Annotated in this window: 13 protein-coding genes and 2 tRNA genes; 7 read left to right on the top strand and 8 right to left on the bottom strand. The window is 60.7% G+C overall.

The features are described 5' to 3' along the window. Window positions 1-86: 86 nt before the first annotated feature. Both AB4O23_RS09450 and AB4O23_RS09445 read left to right on the top strand, forming a co-directional pair. A complete protein-coding gene (locus AB4O23_RS09450) occupies window positions 87-1,802 on the top strand; it encodes a proline--tRNA ligase (RefSeq protein ID WP_460150449.1) in 1,716 nt (571 codons plus the stop codon). A 20-nt stretch (window positions 1,803-1,822) separates the two neighbouring features. Continuing rightward, window positions 1,823-2,776 (top strand): hypothetical protein, encoded by a 954-nt coding sequence (locus AB4O23_RS09445; protein WP_017529283.1) that lies wholly within the window; start codon window positions 1,823-1,825, stop codon window positions 2,774-2,776. A gap of 128 nt (window positions 2,777-2,904) precedes the next feature. Here the strand turns inward: AB4O23_RS09445 and dinB are convergent, their stop codons facing one another. Then, a complete protein-coding gene (gene dinB / locus AB4O23_RS09440) occupies window positions 2,905-3,963 on the bottom strand; it encodes a DNA polymerase IV (RefSeq protein ID WP_460150447.1) in 1,059 nt (352 codons plus the stop codon). A gap of 277 nt (window positions 3,964-4,240) precedes the next feature. Here dinB and AB4O23_RS09435 point away from each other — a divergent pair. From AB4O23_RS09435 to AB4O23_RS09420, 4 genes are all read left to right on the top strand, one after another. After that, window positions 4,241-4,317 (top strand) — tRNA-Met (locus AB4O23_RS09435). 198 nt (window positions 4,318-4,515) lie between these two features. After that, a tRNA-Met gene (locus tag AB4O23_RS09430) sits at window positions 4,516-4,592 on the top strand. A gap of 265 nt (window positions 4,593-4,857) precedes the next feature. Next, a complete protein-coding gene (mprF, locus tag AB4O23_RS09425; RefSeq protein WP_017529966.1) occupies window positions 4,858-7,500 on the top strand; it encodes a bifunctional lysylphosphatidylglycerol flippase/synthetase MprF in 2,643 nt (880 codons plus the stop codon). Further along, the gene (locus AB4O23_RS09420) at window positions 7,500-8,780 is read left to right on the top strand and encodes a virulence factor family protein (RefSeq protein WP_460069856.1); all 1,281 of its coding nucleotides are present in this window, start codon (window positions 7,500-7,502) and stop codon (window positions 8,778-8,780) included. Before mprF ends, AB4O23_RS09420 begins: the two co-directional genes overlap by 1 nt. A gap of 137 nt (window positions 8,781-8,917) precedes the next feature. On the opposite strand, the gene recJ is transcribed toward AB4O23_RS09420, so the two are convergent. Continuing rightward, window positions 8,918-10,627: a single-stranded-DNA-specific exonuclease RecJ gene (gene recJ, locus AB4O23_RS09415; protein WP_017529968.1), complete on the bottom strand. Its 1,710-nt coding sequence runs from the start codon at window positions 10,625-10,627 to the stop codon at window positions 8,918-8,920. A 97-nt stretch (window positions 10,628-10,724) separates the two neighbouring features. Further along, entirely contained in the window at window positions 10,725-11,267 is a 543-nt protein-coding gene (locus AB4O23_RS09410) for a YaeQ family protein (protein ID WP_003175888.1), read from the bottom strand. Between the two features lie 138 nt (window positions 11,268-11,405). Between AB4O23_RS09410 and AB4O23_RS09405 the strand changes: the two genes are divergently transcribed. Then, on the top strand, window positions 11,406-12,605 hold the full coding sequence (locus AB4O23_RS09405; RefSeq protein ID WP_017529969.1) for a CaiB/BaiF CoA transferase family protein: 1,200 nt from the start codon (window positions 11,406-11,408) through the stop codon (window positions 12,603-12,605). Window positions 12,606-12,800: 195 nt separating this feature from the next. Here the strand turns inward: AB4O23_RS09405 and AB4O23_RS09400 are convergent, their stop codons facing one another. From AB4O23_RS09400 to xerD, 5 genes are all read right to left on the bottom strand, one after another. Continuing rightward, window positions 12,801-13,085: a DUF3509 domain-containing protein gene (locus AB4O23_RS09400; protein ID WP_065876668.1), complete on the bottom strand. Its 285-nt coding sequence runs from the start codon at window positions 13,083-13,085 to the stop codon at window positions 12,801-12,803. 222 nt (window positions 13,086-13,307) lie between these two features. After that, window positions 13,308-14,717, bottom strand: coding sequence for a threonine synthase (gene thrC, locus AB4O23_RS09395; protein WP_017529971.1), 1,410 nt, complete (start codon window positions 14,715-14,717; stop codon window positions 13,308-13,310). A 66-nt stretch (window positions 14,718-14,783) separates the two neighbouring features. Beyond that, complete coding sequence (locus AB4O23_RS09390; protein WP_460062949.1) at window positions 14,784-16,088, bottom strand: homoserine dehydrogenase; 1,305 nt, start codon at window positions 16,086-16,088, stop codon at window positions 14,784-14,786. 129 nt (window positions 16,089-16,217) lie between these two features. Beyond that, entirely contained in the window at window positions 16,218-16,949 is a 732-nt protein-coding gene (locus AB4O23_RS09385; RefSeq protein ID WP_017529973.1) for a thioredoxin fold domain-containing protein, read from the bottom strand. A 141-nt stretch (window positions 16,950-17,090) separates the two neighbouring features. Continuing rightward, the gene (gene xerD, locus AB4O23_RS09380; RefSeq protein ID WP_460062947.1) at window positions 17,091-17,987 is read right to left on the bottom strand and encodes a site-specific tyrosine recombinase XerD; all 897 of its coding nucleotides are present in this window, start codon (window positions 17,985-17,987) and stop codon (window positions 17,091-17,093) included. Window positions 17,988-18,075: the final 88 nt, after the last annotated feature.

Raw genomic sequence — 18,075 nt, 5'->3', positions numbered from 1 at the left:
CTCTGCATTCTGACGCCTGTACTCCAGCAGTTTGCGCCCGTACAATCCCAAGTCATTTCAAGCCCAGCAACCGACAACGGCCTACCATGCGCACCAGTCAATATTTGCTCGCCACACAGAAAGAAACGCCTTCCGACGCGGTCGTGATCAGCCATCAGTTGATGCTGCGCGCCGGCATGATCCGCAAACTGGCCTCGGGCCTGTACACCTGGTTGCCCATGGGCCTGAAGGTGATGCGCAAGGTCGAAGCCATCGTTCGTGAAGAAATGAACGCTGCCGGTTCTCTGGAAGTGTTGATGCCGAGCACCCAACCGGCTGAACTGTGGCAGGAATCCGGGCGCTGGGAAGAGTACGGCCCTGAGTTGCTGCGCTTCAAGGACCGTCATGGCCGCGACTTCTGCGCCGGCCCGACCCATGAAGAAGTGATCACCGACCTGATGCGCAACGAGCTGAGCAGCTACAAACAGCTGCCGCTGAACCTGTATCAGATCCAGACCAAATTCCGTGATGAAATCCGCCCACGCTTCGGTTTGATGCGCGGCCGTGAGTTCATCATGAAGGACGCCTATTCGTTCCACGCCGACCAGGCTTCGCTGCAGGCGACCTACGACCGCATGCACCAGGTCTACTGCAACGTATTCACACGCCTGGGCCTGAAGTTCCGCGCGGTTGAAGCGGACAACGGTTCCATCGGCGGCGCCGGCTCCCACGAGTTCCACGTGCTGGCCGAGTCCGGCGAAGACGACATCGCCTTCAGCAACGGCTCCGACTACGCGGCGAATATCGAGAAAGCCGAAGCCGTGCCGCGTGAAACCTCGCGCCCAGCCCCAACTGAAGAGCTGCGCCTGGTGGATACCCCGGACACCAAGACCATCGCGGCCCTGGTGGAGAAATTCAATCTGCCGATTGAAAAGACCATCAAGACCCTGATCGTGCACGCCGAGGAAGAAGGCAAGCTGATCGCCCTGGTGATCCGTGGCGACCACGAACTCAACGAAATCAAGGCGGCCCAGCAACCTGGCGTGGCCAGCCCGCTGGTCATGGCCACCGATGCCGAACTGCGCGACGCCATTGGCGCCGGCGCCGGTTCCCTCGGCCCGCTGAACCTGCCGCTGCCGATCATCATCGACCGCTCGGTCGAACTGATGAGCGATTTCGGCATCGGCGCGAACATCGACGACAAGCACTACTTCGGCGTGAACTGGGAGCGAGACCTGCCGGTGCCGACCGTGGCCGACCTGCGCAACGTCGTGGCCGGTGACCCAAGCCCGGATGGCAAGGGCACCCTGGAAATCAAGCGCGGCATCGAAGTCGGGCACATCTTCCAGTTGGGCAACAAGTACAGCAAGGCGATGAAGTGCGAAGTGCTGGGCGAAAACGGCAAGCCGATCACCCTGGACATGGGTTGCTACGGCATTGGCGTGTCCCGCGTGGTTGCCGCTGCCATCGAGCAGAACAACGACGAGAAAGGCATCATCTGGAGTGACGCCCTGGCGCCGTTCCAGGTTGCCCTGGTGCCGCTGCGTTACGAAACCGAGCAAGTACGCGAAGCCACCGACAAACTGTATGCCGAACTCACGGCAGCCGGTTTTGAAGTGTTGCTCGATGACCGGGACAAGAAAACCAGCCCGGGCATCAAGTTCGCCGACATGGAACTGATTGGCATCCCACACCGCATCGTGGTCAGTGACCGCGGCCTGGCTGATGGCAATCTGGAATACAAGAGCCGGACCGAAGCCGAAGCCCAACCGTTGCCGGTGGCTGACGTGCTGTCTTTCCTTCAGGCGCGTATTCGTCGCTGAAAACCAGATCAAGAGAAGTCATGTTCAAGCGAAACACCAGAGCCCTGGGGGGCGCCGCCTTGTGCGGCGCCCTGCTGGTCAGCGGCTGCGCCAACCAGATGTCGCAACGCAGTGAGCACGAGGAGCGGGTCGAGCGTAAGTTGCTCAACCACAGCCTGCAGATCGATGTAGGCGAACCCAAAGTGCTTGAGCTGCCGCAACGCCGGGTGCGCATTCACGAACAGAAGACCTTCGAGGTCACCGAATTCGAAGTCACCCGTCGTTACGACCGCTACACGCCCTACCAACCCTGGCGCAAACTCTATGAGATGCCCCTGGGTGCGGTGGCGCTGGTGGCGGGCGCGGGTGCCAACGTGGCGAATATCTTCGCCCTCGGCCACCTGCCTACCAGCATGACCCACGACTGGCTGACCTACGGCGTGGACGGCCTCAACCCGTTCATGAACGTGCAGTCCCATGGCCGTGCGCAACAGAACCTGGCGGGTATCGATGAAGTCCAGCGCGACAAGCGCGTGGAGTATTCGAGCCTGCCGTGGAGCGAGCGCCCGGTACAGGTCACCGCCGGCAAACAAACCCATGAGCTGACCACCGACCGCAACGGCGTCCTGCGCCTGAACCTGTTGGACAGCCCATTTGCCGAGCAGGACCTGAACCGCATCACCACCTTGAAAATCAGCGTGGAAGATGGCCAGGACGATGTGCATTCGGACTCGACCCTGGCGATCAGCAGCGCCTTGCGCGGCAAATTGCTGGAAGCCCACGGCCTGATCTATGACGACCTGGAAGACGATGAAGTCAGCCAGTGGGTTCACCGGGTCAAGCGCCTCTCGGAGCTGGGCCTGGAAGAAGAAGCCAGCGAACTGGAACAAAGCTTGATCGAACTGACCCGCAATGATCCGGAGTTGCAGCAGGAATTTCTGCAAGCGCTGACCAAGGATGCGGGGCGGTTGGTGGCGGATCCCGGAGCACGCTGAGGCTTCAAAAACGCTGTAGATCCAAATGTGTGGGGGCTTGCTCCCGATAGCGGTGCATCAGCCAGCTTATACATAGCTGACACACCGCAATCGGGAGCAAGCCCCCTCCCACATTTCGACTCCGGTTTCTACCAGGAGAATTCGAGCTGTTCGTTGCCGCCGCTCAAGTCCAGCAGCCGCACACCAATCCCCAACAGCCGCACCGGCTTGCCACCTCGGTTAAATGCCTGGGTCAGCAACTGTTGATAACTCTCCAGATCCCTCCCCGCCCCCGCCTGCTCCAATGTCGTTTGGGTAAAGTCATGAAACTTCACCTTCACAAACGGCTTGCCTGCGCGGTAACTGCTGTCGATGCGCGCCATGCGCCCGGCCAGGGTTTCCATCAGTTCGGGGAGTTTTGCCAGGCAACTTGAAAGATCGGGCAGGTCGACGTCGTAGGTATTTTCCACACTGATGGATTGTCGCCGACTGTCGTTGTGCACCAAACGGTCATCGATCCCACGAGCCAGGCTCCAGAGTCGCTCACCAAAACTGCCGAATTCGCGCACCAGCGCCAGCTTGTTCCACTCGCGCAGTTGCAGGCAGTCTTCAATACCCAGGCGCGCCAGCTTATCGGCCGTCACCTTGCCTACACCGTGCAATTTGCTCACGCGCAACTGGGAGACAAAGTCTTCGACCTGGTCCGGGGTAATCACGAACAGGCCGTTGGGCTTTTTCCAGTCGCTGGCGATCTTCGCCAGGAACTTGTTCGGCGCCACCCCTGCGGACACGGTGATGTGCAACTGGTTGGATACCCGCCGGCGAATATCCTGGGCGATACGCGTGGCGCTGCCACCAAAATGCGGGCTGTCGGAGACATCGAGGTAGGCCTCATCCAGCGACAAAGGCTCGATCAAATCGGTGTAATCGCGAAAGATCAGCTGGATTTCCTTTGACGCTTCTTTATAGGCATCCATCCGCGGCTTGACGATGGTCAGGTCCGGGCACAGCTTTAAGGCATGGCGCGACGACATGGTCGAGCGCACCCCATAGGCCCGCGCTTCGTAGTTGCAAGTGGCGATCACCCCACGCCGATCCGCCGAGCCCCCCACCGCCAGCGGCTTTTGCGCCAGGCTCGGGTCATCGCGCATCTCGATGGCGGCGTAGAAGCAATCACAGTCGACGTGGATGATTTTGCGCTGAGTCATATAAAAGAGGGCAATCCAACGGGCCGCCAGTATCGCATTCACCCCTGTATATAGCACCAGTAGTTTGAATCTTCCGTCTGAGCGGTAGGAAAATTCCCAGCTAAATTTATTTTCTCAATCGAATTTGGCATTTCAATAGAGCTGAAAGCCCCGGCCGGACTGGCCCGCAGCGGTCATGCAGCCACTAATGGAGAGCTAACCGATTGAACCACAAGCGCTTTTCTTTCAATCTCGGGTTGACACACTCGCGTTCCTCTGTAGAATGCCGACACACAGACGCGGGATGGAGCAGTCTGGTAGCTCGTCGGGCTCATAACCCGAAGGTCGTCGGTTCAAATCCGGCTCCCGCAACCAAACATCAAAAAAGGCTACTCGAAAGAGTGGCCTTTTTTGTTTTGCCTGGGTGTCAGCTTCCTGATCCGGCCGGCATCGGGGCAAAGTGTTTTCAATCGCGAAGTCAGGTTGCCCGCGCAGTCAATTCACACTTATTTGACCCATTGGTTGATTAACGGTTGACACCTCGGCGTTGGACTGTACAATGCCGCCCACAGACGCGGGATGGAGCAGTCTGGTAGCTCGTCGGGCTCATAACCCGAAGGTCGTCGGTTCAAATCCGGCTCCCGCAACCAAACATCAAAAAAGGCTACTCGAAAGAGTGGCCTTTTTTGTATCCGGCGAAAAAGTTCTTTTGAAACAATGACATGGCATCTTTCATGAAACCGTACAGGGTTTGTAGAGTCCATCTCATCGCAAGCATGCTTACTTCTCTACGACCAATGGCCGCAGTCGCCGCACCCGGTGATCCGCGTTAATATTTGTAATTATTTTGTCCATAGGGATTGGTAACTTGGCTGGATACCTCCATCCTGTCGCGCACAATCCACGAGGTGATTGATGCGCGCCAACTCGTCTGAACCACAAGACACCGTCACAGCAGAACAACCGATCGCTCCCACCCGCTTACGCTGGCTGGATCTGTTGAGCAAATACCGGCAACCCATCGGGCTGGCCGTCACCTTGCTGCTGTTCGCAATTGCCCTGATCGCCTGCCGACACCTGTTGCTGGAACTGGACCTCTACGCCCTCCACGACTCGATCCTGGACGTGCCCAGGCCGGCGCTGCTGGGGGCATTCGCCGCAGCGGTGGCCGGGTTCGTCATTCTGTTGGGCTACGAATTTTCCGGAGCACGTTACGCCGGGGTAAACCTGCCCGCCAAAACCTTGGCCCTGGGCGGCTTTACCGCGTTTGCCATCGGCAATGCCATCGGCCTGTCGATGCTCTCGGGCGGCTCGGTGCGCTACCGTTTATATGCGCGCCATGGCATCGGGGCGTCGGAAGTGGCCCATATGACCGTATTCGCCAGCCTGGCCCTGGGCTGCGCCCTGCCGCCGCTGGCCGCCCTGGCGACACTGAGCAATTTGCCGGCCGCATCGACGTACCTGCATTTGCCGCAAACTGTACTCGGCGGCGTTGCCGGTGCCGTCCTGCTGTTATCGGCGATGCTGTGCATCGGTATTTATCGCCGACGCCTGCCGGAACAACCGTATCCGGACAACCTGCTGGTCAGGGCCGGCCGTCGCACCCTGCGCTTGCCTGGCCGGCGCCTGACGCTCCTGCAACTGGTCATCACCGCACTCGACGTCGCCGCTGCCGCTACCGTTCTTTATATGTTGCTGCCCGAAGCCCCGCCGTTCGGCCCGTTCCTGCTGGTGTACCTGCTGGCCCTGGCCGCCGGCGTACTCAGCCATGTACCGGGTGGCGTGGGGGTGTTCGAGGCGATTCTGCTGGCAGCCTTCGCCGACAAGCTCGGCGCCGCGCCATTGGCCGCCGCCCTGCTGCTGTACCGCATGATCTATGTCGTGCTGCCGCTGCTGATTGCCTGTGTATTCCTGCTGATCAATGAGGCCCAGCGACTGTTCCAGACCCAACAGAGCCTGCGCGTGGCTTCGGGCCTGGCGGCGCCGGTGTTGGCCGTACTGGTTTTTTTGTCCGGCGTGGTCCTGCTGTTTTCCGGCGCCACGCCAGAGATCGACTCACGCCTGGAAAACATCGGTTTCCTGATTCCCCACCGCCTGATTGATGCGTCGCACTTTGGTGCCAGCCTGATCGGCGTGCTGTGCCTGCTGCTGGCCCAGGGCTTGCGCCGGCGTTTGTCAGCCGCCTGGATGCTGACCATGGTGCTGCTGCTGACGGGCGCCCTGCTCTCGCTGCTCAAGGGTTTCGACTGGGAAGAAGCCAGTCTGATGACCATGACCGCGGTGCTGCTGGCGATCTTCCGGCGCTCGTTCTACCGCGCCAGCCGCCTCACCGAACTGCCGTTCTCGCCGCTCTACCTGGTGGCCAGCGTCTGCGTGCTGGGCGCGTCGATCTGGCTGCTGCTGTTCGCCTATCAAGATGTGCCTTACAGCCATCAACTGTGGTGGCAGTTCACCCTGGACGCCAACGCCCCACGTGGCCTGCGCTCACTGCTCGGGGCTGCGGTGCTGCTGGTGATCGTCTCGCTGACCTGGCTGCTGCGCACTGCTCGCCCGGTGATCCACCTGCCGACGCCGCAAGAGCTGGAGCGCGCCAGCAAGATCCTGATGGCCTCGTCACAGCCCGACGGCGGCCTGGCGCTGACCGGCGACAAGGCGCTGCTGTTCCACCCCAACGACGAAGCCTTCCTGATGTATGCCCGTCGCGGCCGCAGCCTGGTGGCCCTGTACGACCCGATCGGCCCGACCCAACCGCGCGCCGAGATGATCTGGCAGTTCCGCGACCTGTGCGACATCCACCATGCGCGCCCGGTGTTCTACCAGGTGCGGGCGGAGAACCTGCCGTACTACATGGACATCGGCCTTACCGCGATCAAGCTGGGCGAAGAAGCGCGCGTGGACCTCAAACGCTTTGACCTTGAAGCCAAGGGCAAAGAGATGAAGGATTTGCGCTACACCTGGAACCGTGGCACCCGGGACGGCCTGTCCCTGGAGATCTGCGAGCCGGGCACCGCGCCGATGGATGAATTAAAAGTTATCTCGGACGCCTGGCTTACCGGTAAGAATGTGCGCGAAAAAGGCTTTTCCCTGGGACGCTTCAGTGACGACTACCTCAAGCATTTTCGTATCGCGATCATTCGCTTCGAAGGGCGCCCGGTGGCCTTCGCCAACCTGCTCGAGACCTACAACCACGACCTGGCCAGCCTCGACCTGATGCGTGCCCACCCGGACGCGCCCAAGCTGACCATGGAGTTCATGATGGTCGGCCTGATTCAACACTATAAGAATCATGGCTACGCCCGCTTCAGCCTGGGCATGGTGCCATTGTCGGGCCTGCAACCGCGACGGGGCGCGCCATTAACCCAGCGTCTGGGTTCGATGGTGTTCCGTCGTGGCGAGCAACTGTATAACTTCCAAGGTTTGCGCCGCTTCAAAGACAAGTTCCAGCCCGACTGGGAACCCCGCTACATGGCCGTGCCCGCCGGACTGGATCCGCTGGTGGCACTGGCCGATACCGCCGCCCTGATCGCGGGCGGCTTGACTGGATTGGTGAAACGCTGATGATTCGACGCTCCTGGCGGTATGTATTGGCCTTTGTAGTGCTGCTCGCGCTGGTCCTGGGCGGTGGCTTTTGGTTCTGGAACCGCCCTGCCCCGCAGCCGACCCTGGAGCAACTGCCCCAGGTCGATGGTTCGGTGATGACCCGCGTCACTCCGGTCGGCACAGCCAAAGCACGCGTCGCCGTAGCGGTGATGGCCGACGAAACCCTGACCGACAGCCAACTGATGACGCTGAGCCAGGGGGGCAAGGCGCAGATCGTCCAGGTGATCCTGCCAAAAGACGACTGCAAGCTGCAGGAACAAGCGCTGCAAAGCGCCCTGGGCCAGCTCAAGGGCCCGGCGACGCTGGTCAGCGGCATCGGCCCTGGCGCCGCCCTCGCCTGGCGCTGGCTGGCCACCCAGAACGACGACAAGGCCAACGCCATCTCCGTCGGCTTTGCTCTGGTGCAGGAAGGCTGCAAGGACCCGCTGCCCAAGACCGCCGCTCACGGCAACTGGCTGGTGGCGTGGAACGATAACCCTGACGATGAAAGCGCCAGTTTCGTACGCGACACGCCACGCGCGACTACGAGCATCAGCGACTATGACATTCATTACCCGCAAGTCCTGAATAACGAACTGCGCAAGCAACTGGTGGGTTCGGACAACGGCGGGCTGGCGATTCCCGTGGTGGAAGTACCGGCTGGCCAGGCCAAAGACACGGTCACCCTGTTCCTCTCCGGTGACGGCGGCTGGCGTGACCTGGACCGCGACGTAGCGGGTGAAATGGCCAAGATCGGCTACCCGGTGGTCGGCATCGACACCCTGCGCTACTACTGGCAGCACAAAACCCCGGAACAAAGCGCCAAGGACCTCACCGAACTGATGCAGCACTACCGGCAGAAGTGGGGCACCAAGCGCTTCGTACTGACCGGCTATTCGTTCGGCGCCGACGTACTGCCGGCGATCTACAACCGCATGCCGGAGAACGAGCAGCAACGGGTCGATGCGATCATCCTGCTGGCCTTCGCCCGTACCGGCAGCTTTGAGATCGAAGTGGAAGGTTGGCTGGGCAATGCCGGCAAAGAAGCCGCCACCGGGCCGGAAATGGCCAAGCTGCCGCCTGAGAAAGTGGTGTGCATTTATGGCGCCGAAGAAGTCGACGAGAGTGGCTGCACCGACAAGACCGCTGTGGGTGAGGCACTGAAACTGCCAGGTGGGCATCACTTCGACGAGAACTACCCGGCGCTCGCCAAGCGGTTGGTGGATATCATCGTCAAGCACCAGGCCAAGGCCGAATAACCCCAGGCAACACACAGGACCCAATGTGGGAGGGGGCTTGCTCCCGATAGCTAAGTGTCAGTCAACAGCGTTGTGACTGATGCACCGCAATCGGGAGCAAGCCCCCTCCCACATTTGCTTTATGGTGTGGCTGAAAATCAGCGCGGCTCGATGTGCGCGATCATCAGTTGAACCGTCTCATTCCCACGAAACTCGTTCACGTCCAGCTTGTAGGCCAATTCCACCCAACGCACGGTAGGGTTCGGCCAGACCTCCCGATCCACCCCAAACGCAATGCCATCGAGCTTCACCGAGCCGCATTCGCTCTTGAGCACCACTTTCAGGTGCCGCTCCCCCACAACGCGCTGCTCAACCAACTGGAACACACCGTGAAACAACGGCTCGGGAAAGTGCTGCCCCCACGGGCCTGCATGCCGTAGCGCACGGGCCAGTTCCAGATGAAACTCTTCCACCGCCAGGGTGCCATCGGACAGCAGGCGACCGGTGAGGTCTTCTTCACGCAGTTGACGACGCACCTCGGCGTCAAAGGCCTCGGCAAACAGTGGGAAATTTGCCTCGGGCAACGTCAGCCCGGCCGCCATGGCGTGGCCGCCGTACTTGGTGATCAGGCTGGGATGCTGGCTGGCGACGACCGCCAGGGCATCACGGATGTGAAAGCCCTGCACAGAGCGCCCCGAGCCCTTGAGCAGGCCATCACCGGCGTCGGCGAAGGCGATGGTCGGGCGGAAATAGCGCTCTTTCATGCGCGACGCCAGAATACCGATCACGCCCTGATGCCACTCGGGGTCGAACAGGCACAGGCCATAGGGCATCGATTCCATCGGCAAGTCCTTGAGCTGGGCCAGGGCCTCGCGCTGCATGCCTTGTTCGATGGATTTGCGGTCCTGGTTCATGCCATCCAATTGCGCGGCCATTTCCCGTGCGGCCGCAAAATCGGTGGTGAGCAGGCATTCGATGCCCAGACTCATATCGTCCAGACGCCCGGCGGCGTTGAGCCGTGGCCCGAGGATAAAGCCCAGGTCGGTTGAAGTGATGCGCGCGGCGTCGCGCTTGGCCACTTCCAGGATTGCCTTGATTCCCGGCCGCGCACGACCCGCGCGGATACGTTCCAGGCCCTGATGCACCAGAATGCGATTGTTGGCGTCCAGGGGCACCACGTCGGCGACGCTGCCCAGGGCGACCAGGTCGAGCAGATCGCCGATGTTCGGCTGCGGCGTGTTCGTGTACCAGCCCAGGTCACGCAGGCGCGCGCGCAGGGCCATCAATACGTAGAAGATCACGCCCACGCCGGCCAGGGCCTTGCTGGGGAACGCGCAGCCGGGTTGATTCGGATTGACGATCGCATCCGCTGCCGGCAACTCGTCACCGGGCAAGTGGTGGTCGGTCACCAGCACCCGCAGCCCCGCCGCCTTGGCCGCGGCCACCCCTTCCACACTGGAGATGCCGTTATCCACGGTGATCAGCAATTGCGGCTCGCGCTGCAGGGCCACGGCGACAATTTCCGGGGTCAGACCATAGCCATATTCGAAGCGGTTGGGTACCAGGTAATCGACATGGGCCGCACCCAGCAAACGCAGGCCCAAGGTGCCCACGGTACTGGCGGTGGCGCCATCGGCATCGAAGTCGCCGACGATCAGGATGCGCTGACGTTGTTCCAGGGCCGTCACCAGCAGGTCTACCGCCGCGTCGATGCCCTTGAGCTGCTGATAGGGAATCAACCGTGCCAGGCTTTTATCCAGCTCAGCCTCCGATTGCACCCCGCGGGCGGCGTAAAGACGGGTCAACAGCGGCGGCAATTCACCGAGAAACGGCAGGACAGCGGGCAACGGGCGAGGATCGATACGCATACGGGGGTGATGACTTCTCTGCGGATAAACGGTTAAACGACAATGCTTCAAACGACACAAATCACTGTGGGAGGAGGCTTGCTCCCTCCCACATTTTTCAATCGCGTCCGCCAACCAGCCACTGCAACTGCACTTCATGCTGGCCACGGTCATCGGTCACGAAAACTGTGCCTTCGCTGATCATCACGTCCCACTTGATAACGCGGGGCATGTCCTTGGCCAGGGTTTCCAGCACTTCCTGTGGCACGGCAGCGATGTGCACGTTCTTCAGGTTAGTCGCCACCGGCACCACTTTGCCTTCCCAGACTCGCAGGCTGCCATACGCCAGCAGGCTGGTACGCTCGGTGCGGCGCGAGCACCAGGTCAGACGGTCGGCGTCGGGCTGGCCGACTTCGATCCAGTGCAAAACCCGATCATCCAGGCTTTTTTCCCACAGGGCCGGTTCATCTACATCTGACAGGCCACGACCGAACGCCAACTGCTCGTTATAAAACAGGGCATAAGCCAGCAGGCGCACGGTCATGCGCTCTTCGGTTTCCGAAGGGTGACGGGCGATGGTCTGTTTGACGCTCTCGTAGACCGAACGGTCGAGGTCGGTGAGGTTGAGTTCGAATTTGTAGGTCGTGGACGGCTGGGCCATGAACGGGCTTCTAGAGACAGGGAAAGGCGGCCAGTCTAACCGATGGTGGAGCCATTCAACGAATCATCATCCTTATCCCTCACCGCTCGCCTATGTTAAAAGGCATCACACACCCGTCCAGCGCCAGAAAGGATCCCCATGTCGTTCAATGCCAAACCGCTTGCCGGCCTCAAAGTCATCGAACTCGGCACCCTCATCGCCGGGCCGTTCGCCTCTCGCATCTGCGCCGAGTTCGGGGCCGAGGTGATCAAGGTCGAATCCCCCGACGGCGGCGACCCGCTGCGCAAATGGCGCAAGCTGTATGAGGGCACCTCGCTGTGGTGGTTTGTGCAGGCGCGCAACAAAAAGTCGCTGACGCTGAACCTCAAGCATCCGGACGGTTTGGCGGTTCTCAAACAGCTGCTGGCGGACGCCGATATGCTCATCGAGAATTTTCGTCCCGGCGTGCTCGAAAAACTCGGCCTGAGCTGGGAGACCCTGCACGCGCTGAACCCGAAGCTGGTGATGGTTCGCCTCTCGGGCTTCGGCCAGACCGGGCCGATGAAAGATCAGCCGGGGTTTGGTGCCGTGGGCGAATCCATGGGCGGGTTGCGCTATATCACCGGTTTCGAGGACCGCCCGCCGGTGCGCACCGGGATTTCCATCGGTGATTCCATCGCCGCCTTGTGGGCCGTGATCGGCGCGCTGATGGCGCTGCGGCACCGTGAGGTCAACGGCGGCCTGGGCCAAGTGGTGGATGTGGCGCTGTATGAAGCGATCTTCGCCATGATGGAAAGCATGATCCCCGAGTTCGACGTGTTCGGGTTTATTCGCGAGCGCACCGGCAACATCATGCCCGGCATTACGCCGTCCTCGATCCATACCAGCGCGGACGGCAAGCATGTGCAGATCGGCGCCAATGGCGATGCCATTTTCAAGCGTTTCATGAGCGCCATCGGCCGTGACGACTTGGCCAACGATCCGCAACTGGCCAGCAATGATGGACGCGACAGCCGCCGTGATGAGCTGTATGGCGTGATCGATCGCTGGGTCAATTCATTGCCACTGGAGCAGGTGGTCGAGCAACTGAACAAAGCCGACGTACCGGCCAGCCGTATTTACAGCGCCGAAGACATGCTCGGCGACCCGCAATTCCTGGCCCGTGAAATGTTCCTGAAGGCGCAGTTGCCCGATGGCAAGGATTTCAAGATGCCGGGCATCGTGCCCAAACTGTCGGACACCCCCGGCAGCTGCGAGTGGGTCGGCCCGCAGTTGGGTGAACACAACGCGGTGGTGCTCGAAGCGTTGGGTTACGACGCCGCCGCCATCGCACGTCTGCGCGAACAGGGCGCCATCTGACACCTCAAGCAGCATCGCCCCACATAAATCGCAGGCAAAAAGAAACCCCGAAGCGTGGGGAGACACTTCGGGGTTAAACGTGGCCTTACAATGACCAGTACAACAAGCCACAAACACCGGAGCACAATGTTTGCTCTTGCTGTTACGAAATCTGACCGGCCATGCTGTAGGAAGTTTCCAAGGACAAATAATTCTTCATGCGCAGACCGGCGCACGTGTCATGGCGGCGTTGCGCAAGGCTGCGATAACCGAGGGTTCGAGGCGACCTTCAGCGATTTTCAAATCGCGCAGCAGGCAATCCACCACATCCACCAGGGCGCGTTTGTCGGTCAACTGCGCGCGGTTGACTTCGCGCTCGACCATAATGGCGCCACCGGGGTTCTTCACGGTCACCAGGCATTCGCCCTGCACACCTGAGGTGGTCAGCGTAACCAGATAAGGGCTCAGTGCTTCTTCGAGCAATAGGCTGATACTTTCCATCTCGATCACCACTCAATAGTTCGGGAACAATCGTTTCAACGGGTGCTGCATCTATCCTAAGTGACTGGTCGTGACGTAGGAAAGTTCGCTTTTTCGTTATCGCGGGGGGATGACGTATTCAGCATGCGCTTGCAACATGACAACGAAAAAACTGCGGCACACAAACAAAAAACGCCGCTGACCCAGCAAGGGAAAGCGGCGTTTTGGTGTAAGCGGTTCGCCTTACAACGGTTTACCCCGATTGCCATGCTGGCTGACAAACGCCTGCACCGCTTTGAGGTCATTGGTCAACACCGTGCAACGTTCTTCACGCTCGAACAGGTCAGTCAGATGCGCCGGCAGTTCAAGGGCCTTGCCAACACCGGCCTTCTCCACCGCCTCCGGGAATTTGACCGGGTGAGCGGTCCCGAGGATGACCATCGGGGTATCCAGGCTGCGACGGCATTCGCGGGCGGCCTTCACACCGATCGCGGTGTGCGGGTCGAGCAGCTCACCGGTCTGGGCAAACACTTCGGCGATGGTTTCGCAAGTCTGCGCATCGTCCACCGCCAGGGAGTCGAAGAGCTTGCGGGTTTCAGTCCAGCGCTCCTCATCAACACTGAAACCGCCACCGCTTTTGAAGGTGTCCATCAAGCCGGCAATAGCGGCGCCGTTGCGACCATGCATATCGAACAGCAGACGCTCGAAGTTCGACGAAACCATGATGTCCATCGACGGCGACAGAGTGGCGTGCAGGGTTTCCTTGACGTACTGGTTGCCGCTCATGAAGCGGTGCAGGATGTCGTTGCGGTTGGTGGCGACGATCAACTGGTTGATCGGCAGGCCCATGTTGCGCGCCAGGTAACCGGCGAAGATGTCGCCGAAGTTGCCGGTGGGCACCGAGAACGACACCGAGCGCGCCGGGCCGCCCAACTGCAAGGACGCGTGGAAGTAGTAGACGATCTGGGCCATGATCCGCGCCCAGTTGATCGAGTTCACCGCCACCAGGCGGGTGCCCTTGAGGAAGCTCTGGTCAGCGAAGCTGTTCTTGACCATTTCCTGGCAGTCATCGAAGTTGCCTTCGATGGCGATGTTGTGGATGTTTTCGCCAAAGATGGTGGTCATTTGCCGACGCTGCACTTCCGACACGCGCTTGTGCGGGTGCAGGATGAAGATGTCGACGTTTTCGCAGTGCTTGCAACCTTCGATGGCCGCCGAGCCGGTATCACCGGAGGTGGCGCCGATGATCACCACGCGCTCACCGCGCTTGGCCAATACGTAGTCCAACAGGCGACCGAGCAGTTGCAGGGCAAAGTCCTTGAACGCCAAGGTCGGGCCGTGGAACAGCTCCAGTACCCATTCATTGCCGTTCAGTTGGCGCAAAGGCGCGATGGCGCTGTGGGAAAACACGCCGTACGTCTCTTCCAGGATTTTTTTGAAGTCCGCATCCGGAATGCTGCCGGTGACGAACGGGCGCATCACCCGGAAGGCCAACTCGTGGTATGGCAAGCCGGCCCAGGAGGCGATTTCTTCCTGGGTGAAGCGTGGCAGGTTTTCCGGCACGTACAGGCCGCCGTCGGTGGCAAGGCCTGCCAGCAGAACGTCTTCGAAATTCAGGGCCGGTGCCTGGCCGCGGGTGCTGATGTAACGCATGACTGGCTCCTCTAAAACATTCTCGAACAGAAGCCGCCGAACGCACGGGGCCTCTGGAACAATCGGTTAGTTCAGGTGTTCGACACGAATGCGAACGACCGGGCCGACGACGCCTTGCAAGGCTTCCAGCGCGGTGATGGCATCGTTGATGTGCTGCTCGAGCACGCGATGAGTCAGCAGGATCATCGGCACCTGGCCGTTTTGCTCCTCGACTTCCTTCTGCATGATCGATTCGATATTGATACCGCGCTCCGACAGAATGCTGGCGACCTGGGCCAGTACGCCAGGGTGATCCTTGGCCTGGATACGCAGGTAGTAGGCGCTTTCGCAGGCCTCGATCGGCAGGATCGGGTGGGTCGACAGCGAATCCGGCTGGAAAGCCAGGTGCGGTACGCGGTTTTCCGGGTCGCTGGTCATGGCACGAACCACGTCCACCAGGTCGGCGATCACCGACGACGCCGTCGGCTCCATGCCGGCGCCAGCGCCGTAGAACAGGGTCGAGCCGGCGGCGTCGCCATTGACCATCACGGCGTTCATCACACCATTGACGTTGGCGATCAGGCGGTCGGCGGGGATCAGTGTCGGGTGTACGCGCAGCTCGATACCGGCCGGGGTGCTGCGCGCTACACCGAGGTGCTTGATGCGGTAGCCCAGGGCTTCGGCGTAGTTCACATCGGCGGTGGTCAGTTTGGTGATGCCTTCGGTGTAGGCCTTGTCGAACTGCAGCGGAATACCAAAGGCGATGGACGCCAGGATGGTCAGCTTGTGCGCAGCGTCGATGCCTTCCACGTCGAAGGTCGGATCGGCTTCGGCGTACCCCAGGGCCTGGGCTTCGGCCAATACGTCTTCGAAGGTACGGCCCTTCTCGCGCATTTCGGTAAGGATAAAGTTACCGGTGCCATTGATGATGCCGGCCACCCAGTTGATGCGGTTGGCGGACAGGCCTTCACGGATCGCCTTGATCACCGGGATACCCCCGGCTACAGCGGCTTCGAACGCGACAATCACGCCTTTTTCACGGGCCCTGGCGAAGATCTCGTTGCCGTGTACGGCGATCAGCGCCTTGTTGGCGGTGACTACGTGCTTGCCGTTCTCGATGGCCTTGAGCACCAATTCGCGGGCCACGGTGTAGCCGCCGACCAGTTCAATGACGATATCGATTTCAGGGTTGGTCGCCACGGCGAAGACATCGTTGGTAATTGCAATACCGGTCGTTTCGAACTGAGGCTTTGGCGAACGCGTGGCAATTTGCGCCACTTCAATCCCACGCCCTGCACGGCGGGAAATTTCTTCAGCATTACGCTGAAGTACGTTGAAGGTGCCGCCACCGACGGTCCCTAACCCACAGATGCCTACTTTGACCGGTTTCACTGAAGAACTCCCCATGAAACGGCCGACGCAAGGTCGGCCGTGGAAAACAGCCGCACGACTGCGGCTTTCAATTGATGGCCCGTCGACTTATGCGCGGGCCATGATCGTCAAAGGTTCGACGATGCTGGTTTATTTGGCACTGAGCGCCAGTTTGGCAACTTGTGGTGCCGGCTGGTAGCCCGGAATCACCTGGCCGTCAGCCAAAACGATGGCCGGTGTGCCGTTCACGCCAATCGACTGGCCCAGGGCGAACTGCTTGGACACTGGGTTGGCGCACTTGGCGGCCTTGATTTCCTTGCCGTCGACCATTTTGTCCATGGCCGCTTTTTTGTCGGTCGAGCACCACACCGCTTGCAACTGCTCGTCACCTGGCGAACCCAGGCCCTGGCGCGGGAACGCAACGTAGCGCACTTCCACGCCGAGCTTGTTCAGCGCGGGCACTTCGGCGTGCAGCTTGTGGCAGTACGGGCAGGTGGTGTCGGTGAACACGGTGATGTGAGTCTTGGTCTCGCCGATGGCCGGGTAAACCACGGTTTCAGCCACCGGGATGCCGTTGATCAGCTTCGACACGCCCAGGCGTTCGGCTTTCTCGGTCAGGTTGACCGGTTTGCCGTCCTTGAGCTGGAACAGGTAGCCCTGGACGATGTACTGGCCATCGCCGCTGGCGTACAGCACGCGGCTGCCCTTGAGCTTGACTTCGTACAGGCCGGCCATCGGGCTGGCACTGATGCTTTCAATCGGCGTATCAAGCTGCAGGTTGGCCAGGCTCTTGCGGATGGTCTGCTCAGCGGCGTCATCGGCGACGGCAAAGGTGGATACCAACGCAATGGCTGCGACGGCAATAATCTGGGTCAAGCGCATGGAAACTCCTGAAGGCAGATGCTGGGACGGGTACAGGCAGGCCGATTGCAAACTCGGGTGTGGACCGTCGCCTTTGCGAACCGGCAAAGCCTACCACAGTTGGATCGCAGGGCAGCCGTTGGCGGGATAAATTGGGCGTTTTCAGCCTCGCGGGTGGTGCTTGGCGTGCATATCCTGCAAGCGCGCCCGTGCCACATGGGTGTAGATCTGGGTTGTGGATAAATCACTGTGCCCCAGCAGCATCTGGACCACGCGCAAGTCGGCGCCGTGGTTGAGCAAATGCGTGGCAAATGCATGGCGCAGCGTATGGGGCGACAGGGTCTTGCCGATCCCGGCGACCTTGGCCTGGTGCTTGATGCGGTGCCAGAACGTCTGGCGGGTCATTTGCTCACCGCGCAGGCTGGGGAACAGCACATCACTGGGGCGCCCGCCGAGCAGTTCGCTGCGGGCATCACGCATATAGCGCTCGACCCACACAATCGCTTCCTCGCCCATGGGCACCAGCCGCTCCTTGCTGCCCTTGCCCATGACCCGCAGCACGCCTTGGCGCAGGTTGACTTGCTCCAGGGTCAGGCTGATCAATTCCGTGACACGCAGGCCGCAGGCGTACAACACTTCGAGCATCGCACGGTCGCGCTGGCCAATGGCTTCGCTCAGGTCCGGGGCGGCGAGCAAGGCGTCAACATCGGCTTCCGACAACGATTTGGGCAAAGGCCTGCCCAGTTGGGGCATGTCGATTTGCAGGGTCGGGTCGAGCGCGATCAGTTTTTCTCGCAGCAAATACCGATAAAACCCACGTACGCCCGAGAGAAATCTCGCCGTGGAGCGTGGTTTATAGTTCTGTTCAAGGCGCCAGGTCAGGTGATCGAGGATCAGCTCACGGCCGGCGTTGATCAGTTCGAGGTTTTTTTCCTGTAGCCAGCCGTTGAACAGCGCCAGGTCACTGCGATAGGCCTGACGGGTGTTGTCCGACAGGCCTTTTTCCAGCCAGAGGGCGTCGAGGAAGCGGTCGATCAGGGGATGGTCGATAGCGGGCATGGGGGCTCGGGCTGATTATCGGGGGTGTCGGGTGGATCTTATCGCAGCCAAGCCAACGCCACACTTCAATGGCGTATGCCTGGTAGCG

The sequence above is a fragment of the Pseudomonas sp. H2_A10 genome (assembly GCF_054680085.1).
The sequence above is the reverse complement of the archived record's forward strand: the minus strand, read 5'-3'. Positions and strand labels throughout refer to the sequence as shown.

Excerpts from the sequence above, each read along its gene's own strand:
- dinB (WP_460150447.1), bottom strand. The coding sequence starts at position 3,963 with ATGACTCAGCGCAAAATCATCCACGTCGACTGTGATTGCTTCTACGCC.
- thrC (WP_017529971.1), bottom strand. The coding sequence starts at position 14,717 with ATGCGTTACATCAGCACCCGCGGCCAGGCACCGGCCCTGAATTTCGAA.
- AB4O23_RS09400 (WP_065876668.1), bottom strand. The coding sequence starts at position 13,085 with ATGGAAAGTATCAGCCTATTGCTCGAAGAAGCACTGAGCCCTTATCTG.
- xerD (WP_460062947.1), bottom strand. The coding sequence starts at position 17,987 with ATGCCCGCTATCGACCATCCCCTGATCGACCGCTTCCTCGACGCCCTC.
- recJ (WP_017529968.1), bottom strand. The coding sequence starts at position 10,627 with ATGCGTATCGATCCTCGCCCGTTGCCCGCTGTCCTGCCGTTTCTCGGT.
- AB4O23_RS09450 (WP_460150449.1), top strand. The coding sequence starts at position 87 with ATGCGCACCAGTCAATATTTGCTCGCCACACAGAAAGAAACGCCTTCC.
- AB4O23_RS09385 (WP_017529973.1), bottom strand. The coding sequence starts at position 16,949 with ATGCGCTTGACCCAGATTATTGCCGTCGCAGCCATTGCGTTGGTATCC.
- AB4O23_RS09445 (WP_017529283.1), top strand. The coding sequence starts at position 1,823 with ATGTTCAAGCGAAACACCAGAGCCCTGGGGGGCGCCGCCTTGTGCGGC.
- AB4O23_RS09410 (WP_003175888.1), bottom strand. The coding sequence starts at position 11,267 with ATGGCCCAGCCGTCCACGACCTACAAATTCGAACTCAACCTCACCGAC.
- AB4O23_RS09420 (WP_460069856.1), top strand. The coding sequence starts at position 7,500 with ATGATTCGACGCTCCTGGCGGTATGTATTGGCCTTTGTAGTGCTGCTC.
- AB4O23_RS09405 (WP_017529969.1), top strand. The coding sequence starts at position 11,406 with ATGTCGTTCAATGCCAAACCGCTTGCCGGCCTCAAAGTCATCGAACTC.
- mprF (WP_017529966.1), top strand. The coding sequence starts at position 4,858 with ATGCGCGCCAACTCGTCTGAACCACAAGACACCGTCACAGCAGAACAA.